Source organism: Actinoplanes sp. NPDC051388, from assembly GCF_055586225.1.
The window spans coordinates 380898-395278 of record NZ_JBVJIP010000008.1 but is presented as its reverse complement, the minus strand read 5'-3'; the positions used below and the strand labels follow the sequence as shown (position 1 = coordinate 395278).

Sequence of the window (14381 nt, the reverse complement as noted above, 5' to 3'; positions counted from 1 at the left end):
GCCCCGGACCTAGTGGACAGCCCGATGATCCGCAGTGGCCGCCGCGCGGTGAGTCTTCGGTGAATCAGGTCTACAGCGACCGGAGAAGGTCACCGCGCGCGATTCGCGTGCTCCCACAGCCGGTTGGCGTGGACGTCGTTCAGGTCGCGTCCCGGGTCGATGCGCGCGGTGAACGGCCGCGCGGTCGTGGCGGCCGGCGCCCACGGCGCGTCGGACCGGAAGCCCGGGCCGATCAGGCTGTCGCGGATCACCAGTTGGCCGTTCGGGGTGATCCCGGGCAGATAGCCGGTGGCGCCGGCGCCCTGGTCCCAGGCCCGGCCGAGGAAGCCGGTCGGTGCGGCGCGATAGGCGTCGTCGGCGGTGATCAGCGACCGGGTGACCAGGAACCCGAAGGGGAAGTCCGGCGCGGTGTTGGGCGCGAAGATCACGCCGCCGGACGGCTTGCGGCTGGAGACCAGGTGAAAACGGGTACGGTCGAACACCGCGCTCGCCCGGCCGAACACGAAGTCGGTGTCCCCCTCGATATAGCTGTCCCGCACCGACACCCGGGCGATGCTCGCCACGTCGCCGGCGTTCGCCAGGAACGTGTCCTGCCGGCTGATCAGCCGCATCCCCTCGAGCTGGGTGCGGTCCGCGTCGGTGCGCAGCGCGAGCGCCTGATGCGTGCCGCTGTCCACGGTGTCCAGCAGGGTGTTCGTGATGGTCAGGTTCTTGAGCTGCAGGTCCGTGCTCTGCGCCCAGACGACGGTCGCGCAGAGTCCGGCGTTGGCGCTGGTCCGGGTCGCGCACGACTGGAACATCGGCCAGGCGGGATCGCCCTCGGCGTACCGTCCGTCGGGGTTGACCTGGGCGGCCCAGGCCGCCGGGGTGACGACGGCGTCGATCGAGAACTCCAGCCGGGCGTCCCCGATGCCGAAGACGGTGAGCGGCGGCGACCCGGCCGGGATGAACACGGTGCCGGTGTGGGTGCCCGGCAGGATCGCGATCGAGCGCCGCGCCGTGCCGCCCGCGCGGAACGCCGCATTGACCGCCAGCTGCACGGTCGCGAAGCCGCCGCGCCCGACCACGAAGTCCGGCCGCCCGGTGCGGATCTGGGCCGGCCGCCACGGGTCGGCGACCGGCGCCGCATAGGGCCCGGACCAGCCCAGATAGTGGTCCGGGGTGAAGCCGGCCGCCTCCGCCCGGGAGAGGACCGGCCGGGTCACCGTGCCCGGCGCGGGATCGCCGGCGGCCCGCGCCGGAGCCGCGCCCACCATGGTCAGCGCGGCCGCCGCGGCCACCGTCATCCATCGTGCAACGTTCATCGCCACTCCTCAGGAATGCGCTTACCTCAGCAGGTTCACGCATCCTACGATCGAGATACGTCGATCGCCAGGCCGCGTTCCGGCCCTCGGCGCCGGCCGCCGGCGCCACCGGATTACCGTGCTGGGATGGATGCACCCCGGCTGACCCACGTGCGGGTCAACGTGCGTGATCTGGCGGCGTCGATCGACTGGTACGAGAACCTGTTCGGCGTGCCGGCGGAGGGCTTCTGGCCGCCCGCCGCGCCGACCTATGCGCACTTCACGCTGGGCTCGGCGCAGTTCGCGATCGGGCGCTACGACCCGGTGCCGGCGGCAGGCGCCCGGTTCAACTTCGAGGTCGACGACGTGGACGCCTGGTGGGACCGGCTCGGACCGGACGCGGACGTGATCGAAGAGCTGTTCGACACCCCCTATGGCACGCGCAAGTTCACGATCCGTGATCCGGACGGCAACGAGCTCGGCTTCGTGCAGGGCTGAAAGGGTGGTTGGGGCCGATGACTTCTGTCGATGTGGTGGCCGGGCGGCTGAGCGACTGGCTGCGCCGGCTGATGCCTGAGGGGGAGCGCCGCGATCGGCTGACCGGCGGGCTCGAGCGTGAGTTCGGGGGGCGGACCGAGGCGATCGGCGCGAGCACCTGCGCGGCGATCGAGGCGCTGGCGCAGGAGCACTCGCGGCACCTGGAGCTGCATTTCGACGCCGATTCGACCGAGCCCGCCGACGATCTGAGCGGGCCCGCGCCGAGCTGGCCGCCGCCGGATCCGGGTGCGATCCGCGCGGCCGCCGGTGGTGTCTCGTCGGTGCGCCGGCTGCCGGGCGGGGTCGCGGTGCTCACGGTCGACTCGCTGGAGGCGTATGCCGAGGCGAAACCCTTTCTGGACCACGCCTTCGGGCTGGTCGCCGGCGCGTCGAGGATCGTGCTCGACCTGCGGGCGAACGGCGGCGGCGACCCGGCGACCGTGGCGGCCACCGTGGGGTGGACGCTCGGCGGCGCGGCCCGGCACCTGTCCGACGTGGTCTATCGCGACCGGCGCCGGCAGTGGTGGACGGCCGACTCCCCGGAGGCGGCCAGGGACGCCGTCGTGCTGGTCGGTGAGCGCACCTATTCGTCCGGCGAGGCGCTGGCCTATCACCTGCAGGCGCGGGGCGTGCCCGTGGTGGGCGCACGCACCCGCGGCGCGGCCGACCACGTGCTGCCGGTCCGGCTGGTCCCGCCGGTGTTCGCGCTGGTCCCGGAGGCGACCGTGGTGGACGCCGTCACCGGCACGAACTGGGAACAGGCCGGGGTCGTCCCCGATGTCGTATGCCCGTCGGGCGATGCCCTGGAGGCGGCCCGGACGGTAACGTGATCCTTGGGTCACGGGGTGATCACGTTGGAGTGAGGTGCGATGTCCAGCAAGGTCATCGAGGTGGAGCTGCCGACCGGCGAGACGATCTGGGCGCGGGTGCCGGTGGACGATCTCGCCAACGTGGACTCGTCGACCCTGAAGCGGCTCGACCTGGAGGACCTCCGCCGGACCGTCCACGGTGTCTCGGAGAGCCTGCGCGCGGCGCTCGACGATCTGACGCCGTCGGAGGTGCAGATCGCCTTCGGGCTCGAGCTCGCGATCAAGACCGGCAAGGTCACCAGCCTGCTCGCCGAGGTGGGCGCCAAGGCCACCGTCACGATCTCGTTGACCTGGCGCGGCGACGGCCCGGCGGCGATCGGCATGTCGGCCGGTCCGGGGGCCGTGACGCCGCCGGCCGCGGAGTAGTGAGGGGCCGCCGCCTTGACTGATCCGCGACACCGCCTCGTCGACCTGGCCCGGAGCTGCCTGGTGCGGCTCGGCCTCGACGTCGCGGGCGCGCCCAGCAGCGGCGGCAGCGGTGTCTGGATCGCGCCCGGCACCGTGCTGACCTGCGCGCACGTCGTACGCGCGGGCCCCGGCTCGGCGATCGAGGTGGAGTGGGAGGGCAAGGTCCTGCCCGGCGTGGTCACCGACCACGTGCCCAATCCCGGCGACGAGTCGCTGTGGCCGTTCCCCGATCTCGCCGTCGTCACCGTCGCGGACCCGCCGTCGCATCCGTGCGCCTGGCTCTCCGAACGCAAACCGGCCTACGACGCCCAGGTGATCGTCTTCGGCCACTCCGCGAAGCTCGGCCAGGGCCTGCGCGGGCACCCGGTCAACGGCCGGCTCAGCGGCGGCCACGACTTCGGCGCGGGCGAGTACTGGCAGGTCAAGGGCAATGAGTTCGTGGCCGGGATGTCCGGCGGCCCGGTGCTCGACGTGGCCACCGGCGCGATCTGCGCGGTGGTCACCACGACGATCGGCGAGGGCGCGGACCGCGGCGGCTACGTGGTGCCGTTGTGGGGGCTGGCCGCGTTGAGCCCGGCGCGCCGCCGGACGCTGCTGCGCGAGCACGACCGCTTCCACGCCGGCGACCCGCGCTGGACCCGGATCCGCCAGGACCTGCCCGCGCCGCCGCTCTTCGCCGGGCTGCCGATCGAGCCCGCCGAGGAGGTGGAGATCCTCGGCCACCTCGCCGACGTCCCGGCATCCGATGCGGCGGAACCGCGGGACGCCTTCTACCGCCTGCTGGACGAACACGGCGTCGGCGACTCGTGGATCGAGCCGGTGTTCCGGCTGACCCACTCGCTGACCGGCGCGGATCCGGCCCCGGACCGGCGCGGGCTCTACGACTGGTCCACCGCGCTGGCCGGGCGCACCGGCCGCCGGCACCAGCTGGACGCCCTGCGCCGGGCCGCGGTCACGCCCGCGCCGGCCGGAGTGATCACCGTCGAGATCGTGCCGGGCGCGGCGCGGGTGGACCGTTACCGGCTGACCGTGTCGATCGAGGACGACCGCCACAAGCGCCGGGTGCTGCACAAGGAGCCCGAGCCGACGCTGGAGCTGGCCGCGGCGCGCGAGCTGGCCAACGAAAACCTCCGCGGCGCGCTCGAACTGCTGGAGGGCAACGCGCTGGTCGAGTTCGTGGTGCCGGTCGAGCTGTTCGACGAGCCGTTCGACGAGCTCAAGCCGGTGTACCGGCACACCACGCTCGGCCGCCAGCACCGCGTCGTGCTGCGCGACTACGACCGGCAGCAGGACCGGGCCGGCCGGCACCAGTGGCGGCAGCGCTGGCAGCGGCTGCGCGGCCCGGCCGGGCAGATCCGCTGGATGTCCTGTTCGGACGACACCGACCCGGACGAGCTCTGGTCCGACCTGGAGCTGAGCCCGGACGTCGGCGTGCTGGCGCTGACCCGGCGCCCGACCTCGAACGGGGAGATCACCGAGCTGGTCCGGGCCGCGCTGGCGGCGGGTGTGCCCGCTGTGATCTGGCGGCGGGACACCTGCGCCGAGCACGATGCGGGCGCCGCGGACGACGACTGCTCGGGCGGGAGCTTCCGCGGGGCGATCGACGCCGTGCTGTGTGCTCCGCCGGTCGCCGACCTGCCCGAGCGCGTGCGGCAACTGCGCGTACGGGCCGCCTCGACCAGGGCGGGCGACGCCGACCGGGCCTGCCGCGGGACGGTCCTGGTCTGGGACGACCCCGGCCGGGTGACCGGTGGCGCGACGTTGCACGAACCGCCGTACCGATCCCAGGAGTCGTGATGATCGAACCCATCTTCCGCGGCGACGGTACCCGGCACGACTGGGCGATGCCGCCCGCCCCGCCCTGGAGGGTCTTCCACGGCGAGCCGGCCGGCGGTCCCACCTACGACCCGGACTGGGCCGAGCGCCACCCGAACGATCTGGAACGCGCCCGCACCTACCAGTCCGATCCGCACGAGGTCGAACTCGTCAACGTGGCGATCCTGTTGCGCCGCCCGCTGCTGATCACCGGGCGCCCGGGCACCGGCAAGTCCACTCTGGCCTATGCGATCGCCGATGAGCTCGGACTGGGTCCGGTGCTGCGCTGGGGCATCACCAGCCGCACCACGTTCCAGGACGGCCTCTACCGCTACGACGCCATCGCCCGCCTGCAGGACGCCAACCTGCCGCCCGAGGACCGGCCGACCGGCGGCATCGGCCGCTACCTCCAGCTGGGCCCGCTGGGCACCGCCCTGCTGCCGGCCGAGCGCCCCCGGGTGCTGCTGATCGACGAGATCGACAAGAGCGACGTCGACCTGCCCAACGACCTGCTCACCGTCTTCGAGGAGGGCGAGTTCCCGATCCCCGAGCTGTTGCGCATCTCGGAGCGCGTCGAGGACGTCGACGTCAGCGTCGACCGAGCTGAGATCAAGGTCAGGATCGAGAGAGGCCAGGTACGCGCGAAAGCGTTCCCGATCGTGGTCATGACGAGCAACGGCGAGCGCGACTTCCCGCCCGCCTTCCTGCGCCGTTGCGTCCGCCTGGAGATCGCCGAACCGGACGCCGACCAGCTCGAGGCGATCGTCCGCGCGCACCTGGGCGAAGCGGCCGTGACCGCCGGCGGTGACATCGTGGCCCGCTTCCTGGACCGCCGGAAGAGCGGGGACCTGGCCACCGACCAGCTGCTCAACGCCATCTTCGTGACCATGCACCGGGACACCACGAACGCCGCCGACCGCCGCGAGCTGGCCGATCTGATCATCCGTCACCTGAGCGTCACGGGCTGAGCGCGTGTCGCTGGCCGGCGTCCTCGACGTCCTGCGCCGGGCCGGCCTCACGCCGACCCCGCTGGAGGTCGCCGAGGCGTTGTGGCTGGCGCAGCACCTCGCGCCGCCGGCACTCCGCACGCCGTCCGGCACTCCTCCCGAGGAGCCGCCGGTGGAGGACCCGGCGGACGTCCCCGGGCCGGCCGACGTCGCACCGCCACCGCCGGCCCGGCCCGCGGAAGACGTGCCGCTCTCGACGCCGTCATCCTCGGCCGCGGCCACCCCGATCGAGGGCGCCCCGTTGCGCGTGCCCGGCCCGCCCGGGCTGGCCAACCGGCGCGAGCTGCAGCGGGCCGTGCGCCCGTTGCGCCGGCGGGTGCCGTCCCGGCGGCCCACCGAGCTCGACGTGCCGGCCACGGTCGCCTACATCGCCGGCTCCGGACTGTGGTCGCCGGTGCTGCGGCCGGCCCGCGAACGCTGGTTCGACGTGCTGGTCGCGGTCGACACGTCGGCGTCCATGGACCTGTGGCGGCAGCTGGGCGACGAGCTCCGGGCGGCGCTCGTGCAGACCGGCGCCTTCCGCGACGTGCGACTCTGCCGGCTCAACCCGGATCCGGGCGGCTGCACCGTGGAGCTCGGCGCCGGTGGTCTGCCGCGCAGCCCGCGGGAGCTGATCGACGGCGCCGGCCGGCGACTCTTCCTGGTGCTCACCGACGGCGCCGCCGCCGGATGGCACGACGGCGCGGCGACCGCGACGCTGGCCGAGTGGGGCGAGACCGGCCCGGTCGCGGTGCTGCAACCGCTGCCGGAGGAGATGTGGTCCCGCACCGGTCTGCCGGCCCGGGCCGCCCGGCTGAGCTCGACGACGCCGGGTACGCCGAACAGCCGGCTGCGCGCGGTCTACCGGCGCCGCGCCGGGGGCGGGACGGCGTTGCCGGTGCTCGGCATCGAACCGACCGCGATCGCCGCCTGGGCCGGGCTGGTCGCGTACCCGTCATCGCTGGTGCCCCTCGCTGTCGTGCCCGGGATCCCTGCCGCGGCCGAAGGGCCGGCGGCGGGAAACGGCGCCGCCTCGCTGGACGACTTCCGGGCTACGGCTTCTCCTGGGGCTTTCCGGCTGGCGGTGTGCCTGTCTCTGGTGCCGCTGAGCCTGCCGGTGATGCGCCTGGTGCAGCACGTCGCGGTGCCGTCGTCGCCGGTCTCGACACTGGCCGAGGTGGTGCTGAGCGGGCTGGTCGCCCGCACCGGCGACGAGACCTACGAGTTCCGCGACGGCATCGCCGAACGGCTGGCGGGGGAGTTGCGGCGCTCGGAGATCGCATCCGTGCTGGCCGCGGTGTCCGGCTGGATCGCCGAGAACGCGGGGCTCGCGAGCCGGACCTTTCCCGCGATCGCCGGGGGTGACGGCCGGGTGGCGGCGGATCCGTTCACCTGGGTCCCGCCGTCGATCGCGGCCCGACTCGGCCTGACCGCACCGGCGCGGGCGTCCGCGCCGGCCGTGCGATACACGCTGATCGGCCTCAACACCGTCCGGCCCGGGCGGCGCCAACCGTCGCCGGAGGCGCTGCTGGACGCGCTGAAGACCGCCTTCCGGGCGGCCGGCCACTCCGCGGACCTCCTCGGGCTGACCAGTGACACGGGCGTGACGGTGTCCTCCACAGTCGACCCGGGCGAGATCATCGACACGGTCTTCAACTACGTGGGCCCGGCGGTGTGGGCGCAGATGGGTCTGTCCGACGACGACTTCACCGGCGTCCGGATGGCGATGCTGACCCACCTCCGGTATGACGCGGACGAGCCGTTCCCGGCGGCGATCCACCGGCTCCAGGCGATGCTGGACTCCGCGGCGCTCGCCTCCGCCGTCGGCGACCGCGGCCGGCAGTCCGGCCTGATCGTCACCGACGAGGTGATGCGCCAGGTCAGCGACCGGGTGACGCCCGGAAGACACTTCCACCGCAGCGAGGTCGATGAGGCGTGGGTGCACATCGCGCCGATCTCCGGGATCGAGGTGCTGCCGGCCGCCCTGCTGCCGGAGAGCGGCCCGAGCGGGATCGATGCGGATCTGCTCGCCGCGCGGCGAGCAGAGCTGGCGAAGCTGACGGACTTCGTGGCCGGGGACTCGTCCTATCTGTGGCTGCAGGGCGGGCCGGGGTCGGGCAAGACGCCGCTGCTGGGCGCCTTCGTGATGTGCGCGCCGGCCGACGCCGACGTGGTGTCCTGGTTCTTCGCCGGCGGCCCCGTCGACCTGACTTCGCCGCGGTTCGACCTGCGCGGCAGCCTCGCGGCGGCCGAGGCCCGCGGCCGCCGCCTGATCCTGGTGATCGACGGCATCGACGAGGTCGGCGACGCCTTGGGCACGGTGCTTCCAGACTGGCACCCGAACCTGCGGGTTATCGTGTCCAGCCGCACCGGTTTCGTGCTGCCGACCGGGGTTCCGCCGGTCCACCCGATCCGGCACTGCGAGATCCACGTGCTCGACGCTCCCGAGCCGAGCACCGGCACGTCGCTCGTGATCCGAATCCGGAACCACTCCCGCCTGCGCGACGCGATCCAGGTCGAGACCATTGAGCAACTCCTCGCAATCCTCACCGGCATGGGGGAGCTCCGTGAGTTTCGGGCCCTTCTGGACGCCGCGACCCTTGCCCCGATCGACGACGGCGTCCTCCTCACCGTGCCCGACACGCTGTCACTGCGTTACTACCTGCTCCCGTTCGTGCACAGCCTCGAGCTGGGGCTGGCCGCGGGCGCGAATCCGATGCGGCTGCAGGTGACCGTCCTCCGCGACGAGTTGGCGGAACTCGCTCCAGACCTCGCCGCCAACGTGACCGAGGCCCGCAACGTGCAGGCGGCGATCGGCGTCTTCCCCGTCGGCCTGGTCGTCACGAAGGACGTCTATCGCGACATCGGCGAACCGTCCGGCTTCTCCCCGCTCAGCGTCCGGGTCGACGGTGCGGACATGCCGGTCTGGGCCCGTGTGCCCACCAGGCCCGAGTGGCGCGATGACATCGACCTGACGCTCCGGGTCGCGGTCGCCTTCCAGCTCGGCGGGCACGAGCAGGCGTCCGAACAGGACCGGCGGGCCGCCCAGGTCGAGCTGTATGCGCTGATCGACTCGATCCGCCGAGATTCGAACATCCCGGGCGAGACGCTGCAGGACGGCCTCGCCACCATCGTCGAAATGCCCTTCGGCAGCACCATGGCCGACGTTACCGGCCTGACTTTCCAGTTCGACCACTGGCTTAGCCTCCGAGTCGCTGCGCACGCGGCCTTTGTGCCGACCGCACAGCAGAATCCAGCGGCCATGATGATCGCGACGTTGCGTCTGCTGCTCGACGCGCCCGGCCTCGACGCGGAGACCGGGGTCTGCCTGATTCTCTCCGACCCGCTCTACGCCCAGAGAGGCAGCGAAGATCCATCCCGCGGTTTCCGGCCAGTCCTCCTCGACAACGGATGGCGACCCGTCAAAGCCTGGATCCGGACCGGCGACAACGACGACTCCGTGCCGGGCGAGGACGTCGCCGTGCCGGGCGAGGACGTCGCCGTGCCGGGCGAGGACGAACTGTTCCGAGACTTGATCGACCGGCTGCCCCGCGGTCAGCGCAGGGTGATGGAGCTGCTCATCGAGGGTGTCCCACCCGCCGCCGTCGCCCGTCAGCTCCGCACCCGGGAGACGGTCGTGCAACGCGAGGCCCACCGGGCTCGCACCACCCTGCGCGACTGGTTGCGCGACCGGGATCTGCCGCGATGAGCCCTTGATCGAGCGGGGTCGCGCGGGACTCTGCGGAAGTCGTACAGTGTGCTCCCTCGATCGCGTGTGGCGCGGTCGTGTCGCGGGAGGAACCCTCATGGCTCGGTGGTCTCGATCGAGGCTGCGCATTTTCGGCATCGGTGCGATCGTGCTGGTCGGCGGTGCGCTGCTGGTCGTTCCGGCCATCTCGCAGGCCGAGGAGGAGCCGAAGCTCGCGGCGGCGGCATCGCGCCCGGACCGGATCGCGATGATCCCGGGCAAGGTGAAGGGCCGCTCCGGCTTCGCGTTCAAGCCGGCCTCCGAAAACCCCGACATGCCCTATGGCTTCGTCTCGGCCGGCGGCGAGCTGCGCGTGCAGCAGCTCAGCGGCAGCAAGCAGGCGCCCGCCACCGCCAAGACCGGAGCGCCGGCCCGCGCCGCCCGGGTGGCCGCCGCGGCCGACACCACCTATGCGACGACTCTGACCATCGCGTCGGAGAACTGGTCCGCCTGGAACAGCCTCTTCAACCTGTGGAACCGCGACACCTGGACCTCGATGGAGGTGCCCAGCCCGCAGAACTCGCTGAGCACCAAGGTGAGCCTGCCGCCGGGCAACTACTACGCGGCCGCGATCTACGGCATCTACCAGCAGAACAGCTACCTGCTGACCAGGTCCTTCACGGTCACCGACAAGACACAGACCGTGGTGCTGGACGAGAAGGGCGCCAAGGAGACCGCGATCAGGGTGGACGACGCGACCGCGCGGCGAGACCAGAGCGCGGTCTGGATGTCGGTGCCCGGCGGCGACATGGTCGGGTTCGCCGGCGGCCCGCAGGCGCGCACGTTCGTGACCACCGCCTCGACGCCCGGCACCACGCTGCGCGTGCACGAGCTGCTGACCAAGGCCGGCACGTCGGCGAACAAGCCGAGCCCCTACCGCTACGACCTGATGCGCTCCTGGGCGCACCCGGTGCCCGCCTCGCCGATCGCCACGGTCGCCACGTCGTCGCTGGCGAAGAAGACCACCACGATCCGGGCGCAGGGGGTCAACACCGAGGGCGCATACATGACGGTGCCGAACACCGGCGAGTGGACCGGGGTCTACCTGCAGAGTTCGATGCGGTTGCCGGCCATCGTCACCGAATACGTGACGCCGGGCGTGCCGCTGCTGCGCCTCGCGACCTACGGCAGCGACCAATACCTGAATCTGGCCGACCACACCCTCACGACCGGCGCCAACCCGGCGGAGACCGTGGGCGAGGGGCCGCTGGTGCCGACCAGGTGGGGCGGTGGCGCCGACTCGCATCGCGAGCGCAACACTCTGTGGATCAACGAGAACATGGTGCTGGGCGACGCGGCCGGCAACCGTGGCTGGGACTACCAGAGCGCCGTCAAGACCACGTTGAGCAGCGGCGGGCAGGTGCTGCAGACGGCGAACGCCGCCGGCCTGCAGGCGGAGGTGCCGGCCGTCGAGCAGACCTATCAGCTGGACCAGACGTCGGTGCGCAAGGTCGCCTGGTCGCAGCTGTCCACGCGCACCCGCAGCGAGTGGACGTTCACGTCGGGTCCGGTCAACGGCGTGCTGCCGCTGATGGATCTCGGCTTCGACGCCGCCGGGCTGGACCAGCGCAACCGGGCGTCGGCCACCCCGGTGCAGCTGACCGTCGAGCCGTCCACCCGCACGGTCGCCGCGGAGAACACCGTGGACAAGGTGGAGTGGTCGGTCAACGAGGGTCAGACCTGGGCCGAGCTGCCGCGCACCGAGGTCGAGGGCGGCAGCCGGGTGACGCTCGAGGTGCCCGCCACCGCGGCCTTCGTCGCGCTCCGGGTGACCGCGAGCAACGACCGCGGCGGCTCGCTGCGCCGCACCATCCGCCGGGCGTTCGCCGGGCCGGCCACCGCGAAGGACGAGACGATCGGCGCCACCTCGATCTCGAACCTGCGGCTCAACGACGGCAAGGGCATCGTGATCGGCACGTCCGGCTCGGGCGAGTTCTTCGCGACCTTCACCGCGTCCGACCCGTCCGGCATCGCGGGCGCCGGGCTCTATCTCTACCACGGCGACTACAACACCCCGGACGGCCTGTTCCTCGGCCGCACCGAGTGCGTCGCGGCGAGCGCCACCACGGCGAACTGCACCGCGTCCATGTACAACTGGGACACCCGCTGGACGATGGGCAGCAACGCGCTGGCCGGCTCGTGGAAGGCGGCGGTGTGGGCGACGGCGAAGGACGGCGTGGGCTTCACCGACCGGCACGCGCAGGGCTCGATGACGTTCAAGCGCTACACGACGCTGAACACGGACGCGACGCCCGAGCCGGTGCGGAGGGGCAGTTCGTTCGGGGTCAACGGCACGTTGAAGCGGGCCGACTGGGACACGTGGACCTACCAGGGTTACGCGTCGGTGTGGATTCCGTTGCAATACAACAAGAGCGGCACCTCGACGTGGTCGACGGTGAAGTCGGTGAAGACCGACGGCAGCGGCATCGTGCGGACCACCACGACTGCCACCGCCGACGGCTCCTACCGCTACAACTACCCGGGTGACGCGACCACGGCCCCGGTCGCCAGCGGGGCCGATCACCTCGACGTCACGTAAAGGTCCGGGCGACCCTCGATGTGCAGCTGGGGGAGCCGGTCCAGCGGGCGCGGCAGCCACCAGGTGAAGCGGCCGAGCAGGTGCATCACGGCGGGCACCAGCAGCAGCCGCACGACGGTCGCGTCGAGCAGGATGGCCGCGGCCATGCCGACGCCGATCAGCTTGAGGATCACGTCGGGGCTGAGCACGAAGGCCACGAAGACGGCGATCATGATGGCCGCCGCGGCGGTGATCACCCGGCCGGTGCCGGCCAGGCCGTCGGTCACCGCGCGGCCGTTGTCACCCGTGCGCAGCCAGGACTCGCGGATCCGGCTGAGCAGGAAGACCTCGTAGTCCATCGACAGTCCGAAGAGGACGGCGAACATCAGCACGGTGACGAACGGCGGCAGCGGGGTCGGGGTGTCGATGCCGACCAGGCGCCCGGCCCAGCCGCCCTGCAGCACCAGCGCCACCACGCCATAGGAGGCCGCCACCGACAGCAGGTTCATCACCGCCGCCTTGAGCGCCACGGCGACGCTGCGGAAACCGATCACCAGCAGCAGCATCGACAGCAGCACCACCCCGGCGATCAGGTACGGGATCCGCCCGGCCAGGTCCTCGGTGCTGTCGATCGAGGTGGCGGTGGCGCCGCCCACGTACACATCGTCCGCGGCCGTCGCGGCCCGCAGCCGGCGCACCAGGTCCTGGGTCTCCTCGTCCTGCGGCCCGGTCTCCGGCACGACCGTGAGCACCGCCGTGTCGCCTGCCGGGTTGACCCGCGGTGGCGCGACCGAGGCCACGCCGTCCATCGCCGCGGCGGTGGCGCCGACCCGGTCGAGCACCGCCTCGCCGCCGTCCGCGGGCAGCTGGACGACGAGCCGCAGCGGCCCGTTCGCGCCCACCCCGAAGCCGTCCGCCACCGCTTCGTAGGCTCGCCGCGCGGTGCTGCCCTCGCGATCGTTGCCCGCGTCCGGATAGCCGAACCGCACGCCCAGGAACGGCGCCGCCAGCGCCAGCAGCGCGGCCGTCCCGACCAGCGCGGCGAGCACCCGGTTCCGCGCGACGAGACCGCTCCAGCGCAGCCATGCGGCACTCGGCCGGACGTGCCCGCCGGCGTCCACGACGGACGCGGCCCGGCGCCGGATCGGCAGCCGCCACCGGTCGATCCGCGCACCCAGATAGCCGAGCAGCGCGGGGAACAGCGTGACGGCGGCGGCCAGCAGCACCAGCACGCCGACGACGGCGATCAGGGCCGCGCCGCGCATGTAGGACAGACCCATCGCGAACAGCCCGAGCAGGCTGACGATCACGGTGATGCCGGCGACCACGATCGAACGCCCGGCGGTGTCCAGCGTCGCCGCGGTGGCGTCCTCCGGCTCAAGCCCGGCCAGCCGCCACTCGCGGAACCGGGTCACCATCAGCAGCACGTAGTCGATGCCGATCCCGATGCCCAGCATGGCGGCCAGCGAGGTCGACCATTCCGGCGCGTCCACGAAGCGGATCACCAGGCCGGTCAGCATGCTGCTGACCGTGAGCCCGGCGATCGCCACCACCAGCGGCAACCCGGCGGCGACCACCGAGCCGAAGGTCAGCAGCAGGATCAGCGCGGCCGCGCCCAGCCCGACGCCCTCCGAGCCGATCGGCCCGCCCTGGGCCAGTGAGACGGCCTGCCCGCCCAGGTCCACCCGCATCCGTTCGGAGTCCGCCGCCTCGGCGATGTCGATCAGCCGGGTGGTGTCCTCGACCGGCATCTCGGCGGCGGTCGCCACGTCGAGCCGCAGATTCGCGATCAGCGTGCGGCCGTCCGCGGCGATGGCGCCGGGCGTGGCATAGGGGTCGTCGGCCCCGGCCACGTGCGGGACGGCCCGCAACTCGCCGATCAACCGCGTCACGTCGCCGCGGACGCTCTCCGCCCCGGCGTCCGAGCGCACCACGACCGTGACGGCCGCCCCGGACTGGGCCGGGAAGCGGTCCCGCAACAGTTGCTGGGCCCGGGTCGACTCCGCTCCCGGCGCCGAGTAGTCGGCGGTGAAGTCGCCGGCGAACAGCTGCGACATCCCGGCCGCGACCAACAGTGCGGCCAGCCAGAGCAACAGCACGGTGCCGCGCCGACGATAAGCGTGCCGGGCGATCCGGGCGAGCGGCCCGTCCTCGGTCCTGGTCATGTCCGTCTCTCTCCACGAGTGTGAATGCCGAGTCGAAGCCTGGTTCGCCGCC

Annotated in this window: 9 protein-coding genes; 7 read left to right on the top strand and 2 right to left on the bottom strand. The window is 72.6% G+C overall.

From position 1 onward, the window contains the following. Positions 1-89 precede the first annotated feature (89 nt). Entirely contained in the window at positions 90-1304 is a 1215-nt protein-coding gene (locus ACZ6TI_RS22500) for a putative acyl-CoA thioester hydrolase (RefSeq protein ID WP_465347054.1), read from the bottom strand. 126 nt (positions 1305-1430) lie between these two features. Between ACZ6TI_RS22500 and ACZ6TI_RS22495 the strand changes: the two genes are divergently transcribed. From ACZ6TI_RS22495 to ACZ6TI_RS22465, 7 genes are all read left to right on the top strand, one after another. Then, positions 1431-1781: a VOC family protein gene (locus tag ACZ6TI_RS22495; protein WP_465347053.1), complete on the top strand. Its 351-nt coding sequence runs from the start codon at positions 1431-1433 to the stop codon at positions 1779-1781. A 17-nt stretch (positions 1782-1798) separates the two neighbouring features. Continuing rightward, on the top strand, positions 1799-2650 hold the full coding sequence (locus ACZ6TI_RS22490; protein ID WP_465347052.1) for a S41 family peptidase: 852 nt from the start codon (positions 1799-1801) through the stop codon (positions 2648-2650). 39 nt (positions 2651-2689) lie between these two features. Continuing rightward, positions 2690-3055 (top strand): CU044_2847 family protein, encoded by a 366-nt coding sequence (locus tag ACZ6TI_RS22485; protein ID WP_465347051.1) that lies wholly within the window; start codon positions 2690-2692, stop codon positions 3053-3055. A 15-nt stretch (positions 3056-3070) separates the two neighbouring features. Continuing rightward, positions 3071-4894, top strand: a complete 1824-nt coding sequence (locus tag ACZ6TI_RS22480) for a VMAP-C domain-containing protein (protein WP_465347050.1) — start codon at positions 3071-3073, stop codon at positions 4892-4894. Continuing rightward, entirely contained in the window at positions 4894-5880 is a 987-nt protein-coding gene (locus ACZ6TI_RS22475) for an AAA family ATPase (RefSeq protein ID WP_465347049.1), read from the top strand. The genes ACZ6TI_RS22480 and ACZ6TI_RS22475 overlap by 1 nt, the downstream gene beginning before the upstream one ends. A 4-nt stretch (positions 5881-5884) precedes the next feature. Next, entirely contained in the window at positions 5885-9607 is a 3723-nt protein-coding gene (locus ACZ6TI_RS22470) for an SAV_2336 N-terminal domain-related protein (protein ID WP_465347048.1), read from the top strand. 97 nt (positions 9608-9704) lie between these two features. Then, a complete protein-coding gene (locus tag ACZ6TI_RS22465) occupies positions 9705-12185 on the top strand; it encodes a hypothetical protein (RefSeq protein ID WP_465347047.1) in 2481 nt (826 codons plus the stop codon). Here the strand turns inward: ACZ6TI_RS22465 and ACZ6TI_RS22460 are convergent. Then, positions 12167-14329 (bottom strand): MMPL family transporter, encoded by a 2163-nt coding sequence (locus ACZ6TI_RS22460; protein ID WP_465347046.1) that lies wholly within the window; start codon positions 14327-14329, stop codon positions 12167-12169. The genes ACZ6TI_RS22465 and ACZ6TI_RS22460 overlap by 19 nt on opposite strands. Positions 14330-14381 lie beyond the last annotated feature (52 nt).

What these genes read in the sequence shown, in the direction of transcription:
- ACZ6TI_RS22500 (WP_465347054.1), bottom strand. Translation starts at nt 1,304, where the DNA reads ATGAACGTTGCACGATGGATGACGGTGGCCGCGGCGGCCGCGCTGACC.
- ACZ6TI_RS22495 (WP_465347053.1), top strand. Translation starts at nt 1,431, where the DNA reads ATGGATGCACCCCGGCTGACCCACGTGCGGGTCAACGTGCGTGATCTG.
- ACZ6TI_RS22490 (WP_465347052.1), top strand. Translation starts at nt 1,799, where the DNA reads ATGACTTCTGTCGATGTGGTGGCCGGGCGGCTGAGCGACTGGCTGCGC.
- ACZ6TI_RS22485 (WP_465347051.1), top strand. Translation starts at nt 2,690, where the DNA reads ATGTCCAGCAAGGTCATCGAGGTGGAGCTGCCGACCGGCGAGACGATC.
- ACZ6TI_RS22475 (WP_465347049.1), top strand. Translation starts at nt 4,894, where the DNA reads ATGATCGAACCCATCTTCCGCGGCGACGGTACCCGGCACGACTGGGCG.
- ACZ6TI_RS22465 (WP_465347047.1), top strand. Translation starts at nt 9,705, where the DNA reads ATGGCTCGGTGGTCTCGATCGAGGCTGCGCATTTTCGGCATCGGTGCG.
- ACZ6TI_RS22460 (WP_465347046.1), bottom strand. Translation starts at nt 14,329, where the DNA reads ATGACCAGGACCGAGGACGGGCCGCTCGCCCGGATCGCCCGGCACGCT.